At 70.5% G+C, this 18,033-nt stretch carries 16 protein-coding genes; 1 reads left to right on the forward strand and 15 read right to left on the reverse strand.

Going from position 1 to position 18,033, the window contains the following annotated elements; translation table 11 throughout:
• The first annotated feature begins 90 nt into the window (after positions 1-90).
• On the forward strand, positions 91-465 hold the full coding sequence (locus tag IE263_RS41500) for a cupin domain-containing protein (RefSeq protein ID WP_189943292.1): 375 nt from the start codon (positions 91-93) through the stop codon (positions 463-465).
• Between the two features lie 18 nt (positions 466-483).
• On the opposite strand, the gene IE263_RS41505 is transcribed toward IE263_RS41500, so the two are convergent.
• From IE263_RS41505 to IE263_RS41575, 15 genes are all read right to left on the reverse strand, one after another.
• Positions 484-642: a hypothetical protein gene (locus IE263_RS41505; protein WP_189943355.1), complete on the reverse strand. Its 159-nt coding sequence runs from the start codon at positions 640-642 to the stop codon at positions 484-486.
• On the reverse strand, positions 639-803 hold the full coding sequence (locus tag IE263_RS41510) for a hypothetical protein (RefSeq protein WP_189943293.1): 165 nt from the start codon (positions 801-803) through the stop codon (positions 639-641). Before IE263_RS41510 ends, IE263_RS41505 begins: the two co-directional genes overlap by 4 nt.
• 265 nt (positions 804-1,068) lie before the next feature.
• Positions 1,069-2,058, reverse strand: a complete 990-nt coding sequence (locus tag IE263_RS41515; protein WP_189943294.1) for a pirin family protein — start codon at positions 2,056-2,058, stop codon at positions 1,069-1,071.
• Between the two features lie 207 nt (positions 2,059-2,265).
• Positions 2,266-2,733, reverse strand: a complete 468-nt coding sequence (locus tag IE263_RS41520) for a MarR family winged helix-turn-helix transcriptional regulator (protein ID WP_189943295.1) — start codon at positions 2,731-2,733, stop codon at positions 2,266-2,268.
• Positions 2,734-2,926: 193 nt separating this feature from the next.
• Complete coding sequence (locus IE263_RS41525) at positions 2,927-3,235, reverse strand: GNAT family N-acetyltransferase (RefSeq protein ID WP_189943296.1); 309 nt, start codon at positions 3,233-3,235, stop codon at positions 2,927-2,929.
• Between the two features lie 69 nt (positions 3,236-3,304).
• Positions 3,305-4,411, reverse strand: coding sequence for a DNA polymerase Y family protein (locus tag IE263_RS41530; RefSeq protein ID WP_189943297.1), 1,107 nt, complete (start codon positions 4,409-4,411; stop codon positions 3,305-3,307).
• Complete coding sequence (locus tag IE263_RS41535; RefSeq protein ID WP_189943298.1) at positions 4,408-7,860, reverse strand: DNA polymerase III subunit alpha; 3,453 nt, start codon at positions 7,858-7,860, stop codon at positions 4,408-4,410. Before IE263_RS41535 ends, IE263_RS41530 begins: the two co-directional genes overlap by 4 nt.
• A gap of 529 nt (positions 7,861-8,389) precedes the next feature.
• The gene (locus tag IE263_RS41540; RefSeq protein ID WP_229911457.1) at positions 8,390-9,472 is read right to left on the reverse strand and encodes a S1 family peptidase; all 1,083 of its coding nucleotides are present in this window, start codon (positions 9,470-9,472) and stop codon (positions 8,390-8,392) included.
• Between the two features lie 532 nt (positions 9,473-10,004).
• The gene (locus IE263_RS41545) at positions 10,005-10,910 is read right to left on the reverse strand and encodes a S1 family peptidase (RefSeq protein WP_189943300.1); all 906 of its coding nucleotides are present in this window, start codon (positions 10,908-10,910) and stop codon (positions 10,005-10,007) included.
• Positions 10,911-11,192: 282 nt separating this feature from the next.
• Positions 11,193-11,972 (reverse strand): DUF1684 domain-containing protein, encoded by a 780-nt coding sequence (locus IE263_RS41550; protein ID WP_189943301.1) that lies wholly within the window; start codon positions 11,970-11,972, stop codon positions 11,193-11,195.
• A 4-nt stretch (positions 11,973-11,976) separates the two neighbouring features.
• Positions 11,977-13,281 carry an NtaA/DmoA family FMN-dependent monooxygenase gene (locus IE263_RS41555; protein ID WP_189943302.1) on the reverse strand — a complete coding sequence of 435 codons (1,305 nt, stop codon included), beginning with the start codon at positions 13,279-13,281 and terminating at the stop codon, positions 11,977-11,979.
• Positions 13,278-14,357: an LLM class flavin-dependent oxidoreductase gene (locus IE263_RS41560; protein ID WP_189943304.1), complete on the reverse strand. Its 1,080-nt coding sequence runs from the start codon at positions 14,355-14,357 to the stop codon at positions 13,278-13,280. Before IE263_RS41560 ends, IE263_RS41555 begins: the two co-directional genes overlap by 4 nt.
• 39 nt (positions 14,358-14,396) lie before the next feature.
• Positions 14,397-15,158, reverse strand: coding sequence for an amino acid ABC transporter ATP-binding protein (locus IE263_RS41565; protein ID WP_308430816.1), 762 nt, complete (start codon positions 15,156-15,158; stop codon positions 14,397-14,399).
• Between the two features lie 44 nt (positions 15,159-15,202).
• A complete protein-coding gene (locus IE263_RS41570) occupies positions 15,203-16,960 on the reverse strand; it encodes an FAD/NAD(P)-binding protein (protein ID WP_189943305.1) in 1,758 nt (585 codons plus the stop codon).
• The gene (locus IE263_RS41575) at positions 16,957-17,814 is read right to left on the reverse strand and encodes an amino acid ABC transporter permease (protein ID WP_189943306.1); all 858 of its coding nucleotides are present in this window, start codon (positions 17,812-17,814) and stop codon (positions 16,957-16,959) included. Before IE263_RS41575 ends, IE263_RS41570 begins: the two co-directional genes overlap by 4 nt.
• Positions 17,815-18,033 lie beyond the last annotated feature (219 nt).

Here is an 18,033-nt window from a genome sequence, read left to right on the forward strand (position 1 = left end):
CCTTGACGATTTGGTCAAGCTACTTGACCATGACCTCAGACGATTTAGTCAAGTTACTTGACCAACACCGACCCGAGTCAGGAGTCACCCGTGCCCGTCATCCGCGCCTCCGACGCCGTCACCCACGAGATCCACGGCGCCCGCTTCGTCTCGTACGCCACTCCGCTCACCGGCTCCAAGGAGCTCGCCGCCTGGCGGGGCGAGATCCCCCCGGGGACGAAGGCGCCCGCGCACACCGTCAACCGGGAGGAGATCCTCCATGTGCTCATCGGGGAGCTGGAAGTCACGCTCGACGGCCGCACCGAGCGCATCGCCGCGGGTGACACGCTCATCGTCAACCCCGGCGCGACCCTGAGCGTCGAGAACCCGACCGGTCACACCGCGCTCACCTGGGTCACCACGTCCATCGGCCTGGAGGCGGAGCTGGCCGACGGCACCCGGATCACCCCTCCCTGGGCCAACTGACCTCCGGGCCGGGCGGGGTCACGCCGCCGATCCCCCGGGCATCACCGCCTCGGCCAGTGCCTCGTCCGGCGGCAGGGCCTGGACGACGGGTGTGAACTCCTCCAGCAACCCGAGCAGCCCCGGCAGGGCCGCCTCGTGCGCCGGCGGCAGCTGGAAACGTACGCAGAGGATGGTCATCCCGCACTCCCCGGACTCTGGTGCCACAACTTCCGTGCTGTCGAAGGCCCATGCAGCAGCCAGGAGTCGAAGACGGTGTGGGCGCAGGCGTCGTGGGAGTCGTCGAAGAAGGCGAGGTCGACCAGGCCGGTGCCGTCGCCCACTCCACCGGGCGCTCGCACACCGATAGCCCCGCAAGCACCGGAGCATGCACGAGGGACGGCGGACACTGGTCGCCCATTGTCCGCCGCCCGCGGTGCTCGGTGGCCGGGTGGCCCGCCGCCTTCAGTCGTCTCGAGCACCTGGAAGAGCGGCCCGCATAGGCAGGGCGGCGGAATGGGGCAGCCCCACAGTGCATTGCACGGGCACAGTTGATACATCAACTATGGAGGCTGACTCGACGATCGGATCGGCGGAAGTCCGACTCATGATGCGCCTTTCCAGGGGTCAGTGCCGCGGGGGATTGCGGCGCGGGGTCATGACGGCGTTCGGCAGGGCAGGAGCGGGAAGGCGGCCGCCCGGATATCCCTCGACGGCGCCGAATCGGCCGGAGGAGGCCTCCCAGTCCTCGCGGGCCCGGACGATGTCGTCGTGGCTGCGTCCGATGAAGTTCCACCACATGACGATCTCCTCCTCGAAAGGAGGCCCTCCGAGCAGCATCACGCGCGCCGGGCCGTCCGACTCGTTCACTACCGTCAGGGTGTCGGTGCCGCAGGGAACATAGCCGAGTTCGGCCGGGCGCAGCACCGTGTCGATCAGGCGGACGCCCCCGCTGTCCACGAGAAGTCCGTGCTCAAAGGCAGTGTCCACGGCGAGAGTGATCGCGGCACGCGGTTCGAGGGTGATCTCCGCGCCCAGCAGAGGCGTGAAGGTCCGCACCGGCGACGCGCTTCCGGCGAGCGAACCCAGAAAGACCCTCATCTCGGCCCCCTCGGTCCGCACGACTTCGGGAACGTAGTGCTGGAAGTCCCGGTCGGCGTTCCGGTGCTCCTCGGGAAGCGCCACCCACAGCTGGACGCCGTGGAGAACGGTGGTGCCCGGGGTGGAGACCTCCGAGTGGCAGATGCCGTAGCCGCCGGTCATGAGGTTCATCTCGCCGGGGCGGATCAGCGCGTGGGTGCCCAGGCTGTCGCGGTGCTCGACCTCCCCGCTGAACAGCCAGCTCACCGTCTGCAGCCCGGTGTGCGGATGCGGGGCGACGTCCATGCCGCCCGTCGCAGGGACATCGGTCGGGCCGTAGTGGTCCGCGAAGCACCAGGCACCGATCAGCGTCCGGGAACGCTGCGGCAGGGTCCGGCGCACGCGCATCGCACGCGGACCGCCCAGGGGTACCTCGCGCGCCGACAGGACGTCGACCACAGGCGCTCCGCCCTGCCGCCCGCCGTCGACCGGGGCTCCGCACCTCAGCTCCGCGGGTTCGGTTTCCACGTTGCTCACCGGGACCACCCTCCACCAATCTAGTTGTTACATCAACTATTATGTCATGAGAGCAGGCCGCTGGGCCACAACAGACATCAGACACACGGGACGGCCCCAGCGGCCGTCAAGGAGGGTCACCATGAGCAACCCCGCCACCGGCGGGTGTCGATCATGAGCAAGCACCCGGTATCGGCGTCGCCCAAGGCGTCCGGTTGACGAGTCCGGTCAGCGCTGGTCGTCGTCCAGCTTGTTCACGACGCGTTCGGAGAGCTGGGCCAGCACCCGCAGTTCCGACGGCGTGACATGGTCGAGGAACAGTTCGCGTACGGCCTCGACATGGCGTGGGGCAGCGGCCTCGATCGCCGCGCGACCGGCGTCCGTGATCACCACGAACGCCCCACGCCCGTCCTCGGGGCAGTCCTCCCGCACCACCAGCCCACGGCCGGCCATCCTCGCGATGTGGTGGGACATCCTGCTCTTCTCCCAGTCCAGCGCGCGGGTCAGCTCCTGGTAGCGCTGCCGACCGTCCGGCACATCCGTCAGATGGACCAGCACCGCGAAGTCAGGACCCGACAGATTCGACTCCGCCTGCAGCAGGCGGGACAACCGGCCCCCAAGCCTCTCGTGCAGGCGAGTGAAGCTCCGCCAAGCGTGCTGTTCCTCCGGCGTCAGCCATCGCACCGTCTCTGCCATGAAGAAAGTCCAAACCTAGTTGACACTTCATCGAACTACGGCAGGCTCTACGGTACCCCCAGCGAACCGGTGTGGGCGGCGTCGAAGGCGACGAGGGTGAGGACGCGTACGGGGCCGCCCGCGAGCTCGATCGAGTCGGGGATCTCCCCCTGGCGGAGGCGTCGAGGACCGCGTCGACGCCGTGGGCGCTCGATCAGTCGCTGACCCTGCTGCGGGACTGGTACAGCAGGTCCTGGTACTCGGGATGCCGGGCGATCCAGCCCGCGAAGAAGGGGCAGGTGGCCAATACCCGCAGTCCCGAGGCGCGTGCCTCGTCGAGGGCGGTGCGGACCAGCGCGGATCCGACTCCCTTGCCCTCGTATTCCGGTGCGACCTCTGTGTGTACGAACGCGATGAGTTCCGACGTACGGATGTACTCCGCGACGCCCGCGACCTCGGGCTCTCCGTCGACGCGGGCCTCGTAGCGCTTCGCCTCGGCGACGTTGCTCACTTCGACCGCCATGCGTCCTCCTCATGAACCTGGTCCCGCTCATGCGACGGGACAGTCAGTCGGCCGCGCACCAGATTAATCTCATTCAGTTGATGTATCAACTTTGACATCGGGGACCGTCTCCGCGCGGGTCTGCTCGCGGAACCGGTCGGGCTCGATCACGGCCCGCCGTGCCCCGGTGTCCGTCCACGCCAGTGGGACAAGCGGCCAGTCCGCCAGAGCGGCTGGACGTACAGCCTCCGGCCCGAAGCGTAGGCGGGCACGGTCTGCTGCGGCTTCCGCTGCACGGGCACGGGCATCACCGGGGTCCAAGGAGAGCTGGCGGTAGGCGCTGTCAGCCGGCAGCAAGTCGTCAGCACGGATCACGAAGGCACGGACTCGCGCTCGCTGCAGACCCAGGACGGTCAGCAGACCCAGGGCAGCCGCAGCCAGGGCCGGCGAGTGGCTGGTGGGTTCCGGCAGCGCGCGCGTACGCGTGGTGGAGCTGCGATCGGCGTACCTCACCGTGAGGGTGAGTCGGCCGGTGATCCGGCTCTCGCCGCGCAGGCGTCGGCCGATCTGGTCGGCGAGTCCCAGGACTGCCCGGTGATGCTGTGCCGGGTCGAGGCAGTCCCGCTCCAGCACGAGGTCGGCGACCAAGTGCGCTGCCGGTTCCGAAGGGGTGACCGGGCGGGGATCATGACCTCGGGCACGCTCGGCCAGCAGCCGGGCGGGGCCCGCGCCGAGAAGTCGCTGCAGAGTCCCCGCGGGCAGGTCGATGACTTGGCCGATGGTGTGCAGGCCGTATCTGCTGAGCGTCTCCGCAGTGGTGCGGCCAATACCGGGCAGCGCGGTGACCGGCCGCGGATACAGCCAGTCGACCGCCTGTCCGGTGGGAACCCACGTGGTGTCTCCCGGTGCGGACGCGTCGGCCGCCATGGCCGCCAGCATGCGGTTGCCCGCGAGGCCGGCGCTGCTGTCGATGCCGTAGAGGGCCTTCAGGCGGAGCTTCGCCAACTGGACGACGTCGTAGGGGGACAGGTCGAAGTATCTGAGCGCCGATGTCAGGTCGAGCTGGACGGCGTTGGGCGGGACGGCCTGGACGTGAGGCGTGATACCGGACATCAGTTCGACTACGTCGGCGTACTGAGCCTCGCTCAATGTGGCGTGCAGATGGAGGTGGGCGATGTGCCGCTGACGTGTGGTCATCCCGCGCTCCCTGGACTGGTGTAGCCGAACTTCTTCAGGTCGGCCGAACGGCTGCCGGCGGGCTGGAGGTCGGCGTAGGGGTGGAGGCGGGCGCCGGTGGTGCCGTTGGCCAGGGTGCGCTGCGGCTGGGCGGGGGTCGGGTGCGGGCGGTCGGCGCCGAGGAGGGCGAGTGCGGCCTCGGGGCCGTTGTCGCGGCGGGCGGCGGCGATCTCGTCCAGGTCCCAGGCCATGGTTCCGACGACGGTACGGCGGGTGCCGCGCACCTGGACCGTGCCGCGCACCAGCAGCAGACCGCTGTGGAAGACGGTGTGCGCGCAGGCCGGGTGGGAGTCCTCGAAGAAGGCCAGGTCGACCAGGCCGGAGCCGTCCTCCAGGGTGACGAAGATGATGCGCCGACCGCTGGCGATGGGCGGGGTCTGGGTGGAGGCCCGTACACCGGCGACGAGGACCTGCTGCCCGGCCCGCAGGGCGGCCAGGTGCGCCGCGTCGGTCGCGCCGATCTCGCGCAGCAGCCGGTGGTGGTGCTCCATCAGGTGCTTGGAGACGTCGATGCCCAGGGTGCTCAGCTCGGCGCTCAGGGCTTCGCGTCCGGTCATCTCCGGCAGGCCGCTCGGCTCCGCTCCGCCGACGGCACCCGTGTCGATGGGCAGCTGCCCCTTGCCTGCGGACCGGGTGCGAGAGGCCCGGTGGAGTTCGGCGATCTGCAGCAGCAGGTCGCGGCGGGTGAGGCGGCCGTCGTGGAGGGAGTTCAGGGCGCCGATCTCCGCGAGGCGTTCGGCGACCGGCCTGCTGGGGCGGGCCCGCTGCCAGAAGTCCGACAGCGATCCGTACGGTTGCCCCTCCTCTATCCGGGCGCACTCGTCCTCGCTGATGCCGTGCACCGCGGACAGGGCAAGGCGTACGCCCCACTGCTCTCCGTCGGCCTGCTCCACGGTGTGCTTCACCTTGGAGTGGTTGATGTCGACGGGCAGCACCGGCACGCCACGCCGACGAGCGTCGGAGACGAGGACGCGCTTGGGCCACATACCGGGGTCGTGTTCGAGAAGGCCGGACAGCAGGTATGCCGGGTAGTGCGCTTTGAGCCAGGCGCTCTGCAGGGCCGGTACGGCGAAGGCGACCGCGTGCGCCCGGCAGAAGCCGTAGGCACCGAAGGCCTCGATGGTCTTCCAGACCTCCTCCCGCACCTCCGGGCTGTAACCGCGGGCCCTTGCCTGGCGGTGGAACCAGTCCTTGATCCGGGGCAGCCGGTCCTTCTCACCGAGTGCCCGACGGGCTACCTCGGCCAGCGCGTAGTCGCAGCCGGTCATCACCGACAGCGTCTCGATGATCTGCTCGTGCCAGATGGTCACGCCGTAGGTGTCGGCAAGCACCGGCTCAAGGTCCGGATGGGCGTACGACGGAGTGCCGCCATGGCGTGCGGCGATGTACCGCTCGGGCATGCCGCCGGCGACCGGACCGGGACGGAAGAGACTGATGTCGGCGATGACGTCCTGCGGATCGCGTGGCTGCAGCCGAGACAAAAGATCTTGCTGACCGGGTGACTCCAACTGGAACAAACCCAGGGTTTGACTCTCCTGGATGAGCTTGAACGCGAAGACGTCGTCGAGCGGCACCTGCTCGGGGTCGTCCAGGTCGATGTGGTTGCCGGTCGTCCGTTCGATCTCAGCGACGGCATGGGCCATCGCGGACTGCATGCGGACACCCAGGACGTCGAGTTTGATGTTGCCCAGGTCCTCGATCTCCTCCTTTGCCGCCATGGCCATGGGGTAGTCGCCCTGCGGCGTGGGCTGCACCGGAAGCCGGTCGAGAAGGGTCGCGTCGCTGATGACCACGCCGCAGGGGTGCATGGCCATGCCGTGGACCAGGGAGTCGAGACCTTCGGCGAGCTCCCACAGCGGTCCGTACCGGTGTGCTTCGGCGGCCAGTTGTCGCAGTTCGGGCAGTTCGGCGAGGGCGCCGGTGATGTCGGAGGCCCTCAGGTGCGGGAAGCTCTTGGCGATCCGGTCGACGTCCGGGGGTGCGATGCCGAGGGCAAGGCCGGTGTCGCGCAGGGCACGGCGGGCCCGGTAGGTCTCGGGCATCGCGGTGACCGCCACCCGTTCCTTGCCGAACCGGTCGAAGATCGCGTCGTAGCACTCCAGCCGTCGGGCCGATTCCACGTCGATGTCGATGTCGGGCAGCGACGCCCGGCGCACGCTCAGGAAGCGTTCGAACAGCAGGCGGTGGTCGAGCGGGTTGGCCGTGGCGATGCCCAGCGCGTGGCAGACCATCGACCCGGCGCCCGAGCCGCGGGCCGCGACCCTGATGCCCTTCTCCCTGATGTCGGCCACGACCTGGCCTACGGCGAGGAAATACGGGTCGTAGTCCAGCTTGGAGATCACGTCGAGTTCTTCGTCCAGCCGGCCGAGCGCCACTCGGTCACGGTCGAGGCCGCGTCGGGCCATGCCGGCCTCGCACTGCCGGCGCAGCAGCTGTGCGGCTCCTCCCGCTCCGGGCTCGGCGCCGAAGAGCGCCGGTTCCGGGAAGTGTGGCGTGCCCAGCCCGAGGTCGGCTACGGGGTCGACGGTGCACGCGGCCGCCGTGGCAGCGGTGTCCGCCACCAGGCGGCGTGCCCGTCGGACATCCGCTCCGGCGCACTCGGCGACCATCGACGCGATGACCGTCATCGCCCTTCCGTCCTTGAGCCAGCGCTGCCCGCTGTCCAGGTGGCGCCGGTCGATGGGCCGCAGCAGCCGCGCGGCGTCCAGGACGTCGGCGAGGCGGTGCTGGTCGGGGTCCGCGTAGCGGACGGCGTTGGAGAGCACCGCAGTGGTGCGGGTGCGGTCGGCCAGCGCCAGCGTTCGGGCAGCCAGCCGGAGCGATCCAGGCCCGATGCCGAAACGTTTATGCACAACAGTTTCCAGCCTGAGTCCACTACCGAAGATCTCCTGCCACGGCGCCAGCAGCTTCATCGCGACGTCTTCGCGACCAGCCGCCAAGGCGCGCACCGGCTCCGAGAGCGGTCCGAGCAGTACGGCCAGGCCGGGGCCGCCGTACTCGCGCAACGCCTCCCACGGCACCACCGGCGCCGTACCGGACACGGCACCGACATGGGCAGCCGACGTGATGCGGCACAGCCGCGCCCATCCCGCCCGGTTCTGCGCGAGCAGCACGAACCGCAGAGGCGGCTCGACGACGTGCGCGCCACCGCGTGCCGGGGTGCGGCGCCGCTGGGCAGGCGGTGGGGGCGCAAGGGCCTCCACCGCCAGATCGACACCGAAGATCGGCCGAACCCCGGCGCCGGCGCACGCCTGCGCGAACCGGACGACCCCGGTGACCGTGTCCCGGTCGGTGAGCGCGAGCGCCGTCATGCCCCGCTCGACCGCCCGCCGGACGAGATGCTCGGGATGGGCGGCACCGTAGCGAGCGGAGTAACCGGACGCGACGTGCAGATGGGCGAAGCCCGCCATGCCGCACCTCCATCACTCCACCCCTTTTGCGCCATACACCCGATATGTTCATCGTACTCGCGTTCGATTACTCTAACCCCATCAGCGCCGGTCAGCGACCAGATTCGAGACCAGATTCGAACACATCAACGATTCCTTGGCGAGATGAGCAGCGGCCGAAACAGGTACCGCCCGCCACCTCCCCCACCGGGCGGAGCAGTTGGGGAAAATCGCCCCACGGCGCGCACCAGGGCGACGTCATTCACCGAGTCGGAGCAGGGCGACCCCGGCAACGATCTGCAGCGGGAACGACACTTTCCGTGACGGAAGACGGGTCGCCGGCACCCACACAGCGATACAACGCGACGGCAGGCGCTACACGCACCTCACCGAACGGGCACAGGCCGCCGCAGGCGCTGAGCGCACCCGCCACAGACCACCCGCACCACCGGCACCACCCGCCACAGACCACCCGCACCCGCCCACAACGCGAAAGTCCCGCCCCTCGCGCGCGGGGCGGGACATCACACAAGCCGTACGAACCGGAGCGTCAGCCGATCTGCGTACCGGTGGCCGACAGCGCCTCCGTCACCGGCTGGAAGAACGTCTCCCCGCCCGAGGTGCAGTCACCGCTGCCGCCGGAGGTGAGACCGATCGCGTTGCTGCCCGAGAAGAGGGAGCCGCCGCTGTCGCCGGGCTCGGCGCAGACGTCGGTCTGGATGAGGCCGTTGACGATGTCGCCGTTGCCGTAGTTCACGGTGGCGTCCAGGCCGGTGACCGTGCCGTCGTGCACCTGGGTCGTCGAGCCGCTGCGGGTCACCTTCATGCCGACGGTGGCCTCGGCCGCCCCCGTGATCTGCTGGGCGGAGCCGTTGTAGAGGTTGACCTCGCTCGGGTGGTCGACCTCGGCGGTGTACTTGACGAGGCCGTAGTCGTCGCCGGGGAAGCTGGAGGTCTCGTTCGTGCCGATCTCGGTGCCGGAGGAGTCCGACCAGGTCGAGATGGACTCGGTGCAGTGGCCGGCGGTCAGGAAGTACGGCTCGCCGCCCTTGACCACGTTGAAGCCGAGCGAGCAGCGCCCACTGCCTCCGGTGATGGCGTCACCGCCCGCGATGAGGGGCTTGAACTCCCCCTTCGTGCGCTGGAGTTCCGCCGTGGCGCCGAGGCCCTCGACGACCTTGGTGAGCTTGGCCCACTCGGCCTCGGAGACCGTGCGGTCGGCGGTGACGACGACCTTGTTGGTCGTCGGGTCGGTCACCCAGGAGGTGCCGGGGATCGTCGCGTCGTTCTTGAGCGTCGTACGGGCGCTCTTCAGCTCGGCGAGGGAGTTCTCCACCAGTCTGGCCTTGGCGCCGGCCGCCTCGACGGTCTTCGCCGCGGTCTCGTCGAGCACGTTCACCACGAGGCTCTTGGTCTTCGCGTCGTAGTAGGTGCCCGCTGCGTCGGCGCCGAGGTCCTGGCCGAGCGTCGAGGCGAGCTTTCCGGCCGCAAGGGCCGTGAGGAGCCGGGGCTCCGGGGTCTGCGGGGTCTCACTCGCGTTCGCAGTCTGGAAGGTGACTCCCGCGGCGACGAGGGCGGCGATACCCGCTCCCGTCATGACGGCCCGTCGCCTGGGTATGCGTCGGTGCTTCAACTCACGTCCTCCTGTGGGGGGTTCGGCCCGGACGGTTGTGGGGACCGTGCGGGCCGGAAGGCTGGTTGACGGGCGCCCACTCTTCCGAACCCCACAGGGAGCACACAAGGTCGACTTCAGGACGCGCACACGGTGACCACCGCGCGCCCTCCGCACGTTCACCACCCCGTTCACCACGGGAGAGTCACAGGAGAGTTGCAGAAAGTTCGCACTGCAAATGCTACGCGTGAGTAACCATGCACCGGGTGGTGAGGTCTAGTCCTGACTTGAACTCGCCCTCGCCTCGGACGCCGAAGGTGTCGGAAACGTCGGGGATGTGAAGGACCTAGGGGGAAGCGGTTGCCGCATCTGCCGGGCCGCCTCCGCCGGCTTCTTGTACGGACAAGAGCGAGCCCCCGCACGCCGGTTGCGTGCGGGGGCTCGCCTGCCGCTGGCTGCGAAGCCTGAGACCGATCATCTACCGGTCGCAGGGACCGGTAGGGGACCGATCACAGAACGGCCGGAGACCGATCACAGACCGGTCGGAGACCGATCAGAAGACGCTGACGCCGTACGCGTTCAGTGCCTCCACCACGGGCTGGAAGAAGGTCGTACCGCCGGAGGTGCAGTTGCCGCTGCCGCCGGAGGTCAGACCGTAGGCCACACCGTTGGTGCCGTAGAGCGCACCGCCGGAGTCGCCGGGCTCGGCGCAGACCGTGGTCTGGATCATGCCGTAGACGATGTCGCCGCCACCGTAGTTGACGGTCGCGTTCAGGGCGGTGACGCGGCCGCTGTGGATACCGGTGGTCGAACCGTCACGGGTCACCGTGGTGCCCACGCTCGGGGTGCCCGCGCTGGTGATGTCGGTGTTGCCGGCGGTGCCCGACTTGGTGATCGACGTGTTGGTGTACCGGACGAGGCCGTAGTCGTTCGTCGGGAAGCTGGAGCCCGCGGTCGGACCGAGAACCGTGGTGCGGGCGGAGTTGGAGTACCAGGTGCCCGCGCCGTCGGTGCAGTGACCGGCCGTCAGGAAGTAGTAGTTGCCCGCGCTGTCACGGACGTTGAAGCCGAGGGAGCAGCGCCAGCTACTCGCATAGATGGCGTCGCCACCCGCGATGTACTTCTGGAACTTGCCCTCGGTGCGCTTGATCGTGAGGGCGTCGGCGTTGCCGCCGGCCTCCTGCTTGATCTGCGCGATCTCGGCCTGGGACACCGTGCTGTCGACGGTGACGACGACCCGGTTGGTCTTGCTGTCGACGGCCCAGGCGGTACCCGGGATGTCGGCCTTGAGCACCGAGCCACTGGCGCTCTTGAGTTCGGCGGCGCTGAAGGTGGCGGTGTCGGCCGCGCTCGCGTGGGGGATGGCGATGGCGGCCGCGGCGACGAGGCCGGTGGCGACGGCGGTGAGCCGAGTCCGTCTCGTGATGCCGCTGGTGGGGGTGGTGCGCTTGATCCTCACGTTTCGTTCCCTCCCAGGGGAAGTCGGGGGCCCGCGTGGGGTCGGGGCCCGTGAGGCGCAGTCGAGGGCCGACATTGTCCGGATTCCGGACATGCATGACCCTGACAAGCGCTGTGGGGGAGTATTCGGCCGAACGGCCGGTCGGCGCAAGGGTGCCTTTCGGCCGTCAACCTTTGAACGGATCATGTGCGTTGAGCCCCGTTGGCCCCCCTTGGGCGCCTCGGGCGGCTTCCAGCCCCTCAATCCCCTTGCCCCCTCGACCCCCTGGGCCCCTGCCCGGTCTCAGAGCAGGTTGCGCTCCCCCGCCCCGATCGCGACGGACAGCGTGTTCCCCGGCGGCGGGAAGGGGCAGATGAAGTGGTCGGCGAAGGCGCACGGCGGCAGTTGGGCGCGGTTGAAGTCCACGGTCGTGCGCCCCTCGGCGTCGGGCGCGGCCGGGTGCAGGAACCGGAACCGGTAACTGCTGTCCCCGCTGGTGGCGTCGGCGAACACCGCCCACAGCGAGCCGTCGCCCCGCACGCTCACCTGGAGCGTGAGCTCCTGCCCGTCGAGCCGGAACGCCACCGCCCCGCCGAGACCGAGCCCTCGCTCGCGCCCGTCGGCGTTCGGCACCCGCACCGTCCGGTCCTCGTCGTACGGAGTGAAGCGCCCCGGCACCGACCAGCGCGGGTCGTACGGGGTGGCCTCGATGCCCCGGAACCGGCGCCTGGCCTCGGCTTCGGGGTCGAAGTCGCGTACGCCCCACACGCCTTCGCGGACCAGCACGACCAGCCGCCGCTCACCGTGCGCGACCCGGGCCGCGCCGACCGGCCCCTGGTCGGCGGCGAGCCGCACCTCTCCGTCGAACGGCTTGCCGTCGACGGTCAGCCCGTCGGACTCGGCCGCGGTGAGCACCACCCCGTCCTCTTCGGCCACCCAGGTCCCGGGGATGTCCGGAAGTCGCCCGTCCGGATAGTCCTCGAGCCAGTGGGTGCCGGTGAGCGCGAGGGGCCCGTAGGGCTCCGACACCGCGCCGACACGGTGCTCGTGCCACTGCTGCCAGTCGGCGGATGCGTCCGTCATGTGATCAACCCTTCCGTACCGGGTCGGACAACCCGAGGTGTGAGCGCAAGGTGGTTCCCTCGTATTCCGTGCGGAAGACGCCGCGTTCCTGGAGCAGCGGCACCACCCGGTCGACGAACTCGTCGAGCCCGCCGGGCGTGAGGTGCGGGACGAGGATGAAGCCGTCGGCGGCACCGTGCCGCACGAACGTCTCCAGTTCGGCGGCGACCGCCTGGGGCGTGCCGACGAAGGACTGCCGGCCGCTCGCCTCGATCACGGTCTGCCGGATGGACAGCCCCTTCTCCTTGGACAGCGCCCGCCACTTCTCGGCGATCGCGACGGTGTCACCGCGCCGGGTGCGGCCCTGGGTGAGCTGCGGTTCGGCCACCGGGTCGATCTCGGGCAGCGGCCCGTCGGGGTCGTACGCCGACAGGTCGACGCCCCAGATCTGCTCCAGCACGAGGATCGCGGTCTGCGGGGAGACCTGCTGCCGTCTGATCTCCGCGGCCCGCTCCTGCGCCTCGGCGGCGGTGTCGCCGAGGACGACGGTGACGCCGGGCATGATCTTCAGGTCGTCGGGTGTCCGGCCGTACCTCTCCAGGCGCCTCTTCACATCGGTGGAGAAGGCGCGGCCCGCCTCCGGTGAACCGTGCCGCGTGAAGATGACGTCCGCCGCGGAGGCCGCGAACTCCCGGCCCTCGTCCGAGTCCCCCGCCTGGATCACCACCGGGTGCCCCTGCGGTGAGCGCGGCACGGTGAACTCCCCCGCGATGTCGAAGTGCCGGCCGCGGTGCGCGAACGGCCGCGGCGCCCCGTCGGCAGTCCAGGAGTCCCACAGCTCCCGTGCGGTGGACACGAATTCGGCGGCGCGCGTGTATCTCTCCGTGCGGTCGAGATAGCCGCCGCGCCGGAAGTTCTCGCCGGTGAAGGCGTCGGAGGAGGTCACCACGTTCCAGGCCGCCCGGCCGCCGCTGAGATGGTCCAGCGAGGCCAGTCTGCGGGCGAGTTCGTACGGCTCGTTGAAGGTGGCGTTGACCGTGGCGGCGAGGCCGAGCCGCTCGGTGACGGCCGCGAGCGCGTTGAGCACGGTGAGCGACTCCGGCCGCCCGACGACGTCCAGGTCGTGGATACGGCCCTTGTGTTCGCGCAGCCGCAGCCCCTCCGCGAGGAAGAAGAAGTCGAACAGTCCGCGTTCGGCGGTGCGCGCGAGATGCTCGAAGGAGGAGAACTCGATCTGCGACCTCGAGCGGGGATCGGCCCAGACGGTGGTGTTGTTGACGCCGGGGAAGTGCGCGGCGAGATGCATGCGTTTCGGGGGCCGTACGGTCATGAGGTGCCCCCTGTCACGGCGTACTGGTTGGCGGGGCGGGCCAGTCCCAGGTGCTCCCGGAGGGTGCTGCCCGGGTAGAACGTGCGGAACAGGCCGCGGTGCTGGAGCAGCCCGACCGTGCCGTTGACCAGCCGTTCCAGGTCGCGGCGCGGTTCGACGGGCGTGAGGTGGAAGCCGTCGACGGTGCCGTCCTGGTGCCAGGAGGCGATCAGCTCGGCGAGGTCGACGGGGCCGCCGCGGTAGAGCGGGCCCTGCGCGCTCGGCCGCGGGCCGCCTCCGCCGTGGCCGGGCTCGGCGGCGTGCTCCCCGTCGCCGAGGTCGACGAGGAGGCTCACCAGGACCCGCAGGGAGTCCGGGTCCCGGCCGAACTGTGCTGCCTGGCCACGCAGTTGGTCGCGTAGGGCGCGGGCCCGGGCGGAGCTCGCCGCCCGTACGAGCACGACGTCGGCGTACCGGGCGGCGGTGGTACGGGCGTGGTCCTCGGTGGCGTCGACCACGCGTACGGGGTGGCCCTGCGGAGGCCGGGGCACGATCGAGGGGCCCTTCACCGAGAAGGCCGAGCCGGTGAAGTCCACGTGGTGCAGCTTGTCCCGGTCGACGAAGCGGCCGGTCGGCACGTCCCGGATCTCGGCGTCGTCCTCCCAGCTGTCCCACAACCTCGCGGCCACGTCGGCGACTTCACCGGCCTCCTGCCACAGCGCGGCCGGCGGAGCGGCGTGCCGGCGGCCGAAGAGGCGGGCCTCCCCCTCGGTGGTGGACACGTCGATCCGCCAGCCGGCCCGGCCCCGGCTGACCCAGTCGAGGGTGGCGACGGCGGCCTGGACGTGGAAGGGCTCGGTGTGCGTGGTGGTGACCGTGGGCACCAGGCCCACACGGTGCGTGGCGGGCGCCACCCGGGCCAGTACGGCCGGCGCGTCGAGCCCGGGGCGGGCGAAGGTGTCGTCCAGCGTCACGAAGTCGAGACCGCCGCGCTCGGCGAGCCGCGCCAGCTCGACGTAGGGGCCGGCGTCGTACACCCCGGGCCGGTCGACGGAGGCGGCCAGGTGCAGCAGGCCCCGGCCGGGCGAGGAAGTCATCTCAGGAAACCTTTCTCCGGTTCACAGCGGCGGGGAGGCTCACAGCACCTTCGACAGGAACAGCCGCGTCCGCTCCTCCCGCGGCCGCTCCAGCACCTCCCCCGGCGGCCCCTGCTCGACGATCCGCCCGTCGTCCATGAACACGACCGTGTCGGCGACCTCGCGGGCGAACCCGATCTCGTGCGTGACGACGATCATCGTGGTGCCCCGGTGTGCCAAGTCCCTTATGACGTCAAGGACTTCGCCCACCAGTTCGGGGTCGAGCGCGGACGTCGGCTCGTCGAACAGCAGCAGCTTGGGCTCCAGCGCGAGCGCCCGCGCGATGGCGACCCGCTGCTGCTGCCCGCCGGACAGCTGCCTGGGATAGGCGTCGGCCTTGTCGGCGAGCCCGACCCGCTTCAGCAGCCGGTGCGCGCTCTCCACCGCCTCCGCGCGCGGCCGCTTCAGCGCGGACACCGGCGCCTCGATGACGTTGTCGAGCACGGTGAGGTGCGGGAACAGGTTGAAGTTCTGGAAGACGAACCCGATCCGTGTGCGCTGTCGCAGCACCTCGCGCTCGGGCAGCTCATGCAGCTTGTCCCCGGAGCGCCGGTAGCCGATGAGCGCGCCGTCCACGCTGATCGCGCCCCGGTCCACCTTCTCCAGGTGGTTGATGGTCCGCAGCAGCGTCGACTTGCCGGAGCCGGAGGGACCGAGGACGACGGTGACCTCTCCGGTGCGCACCGACAGGTCGATGCCCTTGAGGACCTCCAGGGAGCCGAAGCTCTTGTGGACGGACCTGATGTCGACCATGACAGTCATGGCGTGCATTCCTTCGGTTGGCAGGGGAGTTCGGAGGGCGGCGGTCACGCGACGGCGTGACAGGCCAGGTCGCGCAGGAAGGCCAGGGCGGCCCGCGCGGTGGCGTCGTTCTGCCGGAAGGCGGGCCCACCCGTGCGCGGCCGGGTGAACGCGCCCGGCGTACGGCTGTCGGTGTGCGGGCCGAGCGCGAAGCGCCGCGGGTGCGGCCGGCCGGCCCGGTCCAGGAGCCGCCCGTCGAGGCGGTCCACCCGCAGCAGCCCGTCCGCTGTCTCGGCGGCGCCGTCCTCGTGCAGCGCGCGCAGCAGCGGATCGCGGGCGCGCCGGACCGTCGGCTCGGGCAGCCGCGCCTCGACCAGCGCCCGCGCCGCCACGGAGAACCCCGGCACGGTGGCACTCGACGCCCGGAACACCCCGTCCTCCGCCCGTACGGCCATGCCGGCGCCGACGAACTTCAGCACCCCCGCCCGCGACAGCGCGAGCAGTTGCCGCAGCCGGGGCCCGGGCGGCCCGGACGCGAGGTAGCTGAAGAAGCCGTGCCACCCGGGCCCGATGTCACCGAGCCGCACCAACTGGCCGTAGACGGACAACAGCCCCAGGAAAACGGCCAGGTCGGGGCTGTACGCGGGATCATGACGGCGCCCCAGGTCGTCCTCGACGTATCCGCGCAGCCCCTCCTGGAACTCCTCGAAGGATCCGTACCGCACCCCGTCCAGCGGACGGTCGAGCGCGGCCAGGTCGAGCCGGTCGCGCGGGTCGGGCACGGCGGACGCGACGAGGGCCTCCCGCTCGACGACCCCGTCGGCGGCGGCGTACTTCTCCTCGAAGTCGGTCCAGGCGATCGCGGTCCGCTCCGGGTGGGCCGTGAACAGCCGGTGGTAGTGGGCGAACCCCAGCTCCTTCTCCACCAGCGGCCACACGTCCCGCCGGAAGTCGAAGCCCCCCGGCCGTGCGAGCAGCCCGTCGATCTCGGCCGGCCCCAGGAAGCGGGGCAACGGCGGCCGCTCCCCGCTCCAGTCGTATCCGATCTTGGAGTGGTACGGCACTCCGCGCCGCGAGCCGACGTACAGCACCGGCTCCCGCCCCGAGGGGAGGTACGTGTCGCCCTCGTAGCGTCCGCCGCGTCCCTCGGTCAGCAGCACCATCAGGTCGACGAAGGCGAGCCCGAAGCCGCGGACGAGGACGGGCTCGCCGGGCCGGAGCCCGGACAGGTCGCTGTCGGCGGTGAAGTCCGGGGGAAGGTGGGTGAGGCCGTGCTGGTGTGCGTAGGCCGCCAACGCCCGCTGTTCGTCGTCGAGTTCGGCGTCGAGGTGGCCGAGGGTGAGGACGACGAGGTCGGCGAGCAGGGGCCGGGGGCGGCCCTCGAGCCACACCTGCTGACGCCCCTCGCGCGGCCCGTCGACCCGCAGGGCGCGCCGGAGGTGGTGGTGGACCTTGGTCTCCGGGGGCAGAGCGGCGACGGCCTGCTCGTGCACCCAGCCCAGGTAGGCGCCTTGGAGCTGCCGGTCGGCGAAGGTGCGGCCGTCGATGCCGGCCCACTCGTGCAGGGTGGGACCGGGACGCACGGGTCCGGCCATGTCCACCGTCTCGTCGGTGAACATGGTGACGTCCTCGGCGTGCGAGTTCATCCACAGCAGCGGCGACTGGGCGGCGCGCCAGATGCGTCCGGCGCCCGGCGGATGCGGGTCGACGAGGTGGATGTCGAGGCCTGTACCGGCGTACAGCTCGGGAGCGTTGGCGGCGATCCGCTCGATGAGACCGGTCCCCCTCGGCCCGGCCCCGACGATCACCAGGGAGTGCCTCATCGGGTCCGCTCCGCACCGCGCGCGTAGTACTTCTCCACGTGGTACTGGCCGACGCTGAGCACCGAGGTGACGATCGTGTACCAGACGGTGGCCACCATCAGCAGCGGGATGACCTGGTAGGTGCGGTGGTAGACGAGCTGCACCGAGAACAGCAGGTCCTGGACGGCGATGACGCTGACGATGGAGGTGCCCTTGAGGGTGCCGATCAGCATGTTCCCGGCCGGCGGCACGATGGAGCGCATCGCCTGCGGCAGCACGATCCGCCACCAGCGGCGCCACCGGCTCAGCCCGAGCGCCTGCGCGGCCTCGATCTGCCCGCGGTCGATGGAGAGGATCCCGCCGCGCACCACCTCGGCGGCGTACGCGGCCTCGTGCAGGGTGAGGCCGACGATCGCGACGGCGATCGGGGTCAGCAGGTTCACCGTCCTCACCCCGAAGAGCTGCGGGTACAGCGCCCCGATGTTGAACCACAGCAGCAGCTGCACCAGGATCGGGATCGACCGGAACAGCCAGACATAACCCCAACTGACGCTTCTGAGCACGGGGTTGGCGGAGAGCCGGGCCGCGGCGAGCAGCGCGCCCAGCGCGAAGCCGAGCGCCATCACCACCGCCGTCAGCCACAGCGTGAGCCACAGGCCGCGCAGCACGGAGGCGGAGGTGAAGTAGTCGGCGACGACGTCCCACTGGAACGCCTCGTTGCGCAGCACCGAGTTGACGGCGACGCCGAGCAGGACGAGGACGGCGACGGCGGCCGCCCACTGTCCGAGGCGGCGGTGCGGGACGATCCGCAGGGTGTCCGCGTGCTCCGGTATGTCCGGTGCGGCGGGGGCTTTGGCGAGGGCGTCGGAGGACATGCGAAGGCTCCGTGACATCGAGTCGGTCGAACACGGGTGGTGCCTTCACACGGATGCGCCGCGCGGCGCCGTACGGCCGAGCCCCTCAGCAGGGCCGTCCACCGAGACTACGGCGGCGTTTCCCCGCGCTGTCAAGGCCGTCCACACTGTGAGCCGTACGTCTCAACTCGGTTGACGCACAACCGGATGCCTGTTCCACTTGGCCCATGCATCCACAGC

Origin of the sequence: Streptomyces aurantiogriseus (assembly GCF_014649375.1) — a bacterium.
Lineage (GTDB): Bacteria > Actinomycetota > Actinomycetes > Streptomycetales > Streptomycetaceae > Streptomyces > Streptomyces aurantiogriseus.

Coding starts and splice junctions, on each gene's coding strand:
- IE263_RS41505 (WP_189943355.1), bottom strand. CDS start 642: ATGACCATCCTCTGCGTACGTTTCCAGCTGCCGCCGGCGCACGAGGCG.
- IE263_RS41520 (WP_189943295.1), bottom strand. CDS start 2,733: ATGGCAGAGACGGTGCGATGGCTGACGCCGGAGGAACAGCACGCTTGG.
- IE263_RS41525 (WP_189943296.1), bottom strand. CDS start 3,235: ATGGCGGTCGAAGTGAGCAACGTCGCCGAGGCGAAGCGCTACGAGGCC.
- IE263_RS41530 (WP_189943297.1), bottom strand. CDS start 4,411: ATGACCACACGTCAGCGGCACATCGCCCACCTCCATCTGCACGCCACA.
- IE263_RS41535 (WP_189943298.1), bottom strand. CDS start 7,860: ATGGCGGGCTTCGCCCATCTGCACGTCGCGTCCGGTTACTCCGCTCGC.
- IE263_RS41550 (WP_189943301.1), bottom strand. CDS start 11,972: ATGACGGACGCATCCGCCGACTGGCAGCAGTGGCACGAGCACCGTGTC.
- IE263_RS41555 (WP_189943302.1), bottom strand. CDS start 13,281: ATGACCGTACGGCCCCCGAAACGCATGCATCTCGCCGCGCACTTCCCC.
- IE263_RS41560 (WP_189943304.1), bottom strand. CDS start 14,357: ATGACTTCCTCGCCCGGCCGGGGCCTGCTGCACCTGGCCGCCTCCGTC.
- IE263_RS41565 (WP_308430816.1), bottom strand. CDS start 15,158: ATGACTGTCATGGTCGACATCAGGTCCGTCCACAAGAGCTTCGGCTCC.
- IE263_RS41570 (WP_189943305.1), bottom strand. CDS start 16,960: ATGAGGCACTCCCTGGTGATCGTCGGGGCCGGGCCGAGGGGGACCGGT.
- IE263_RS41575 (WP_189943306.1), bottom strand. CDS start 17,814: ATGTCCTCCGACGCCCTCGCCAAAGCCCCCGCCGCACCGGACATACCG.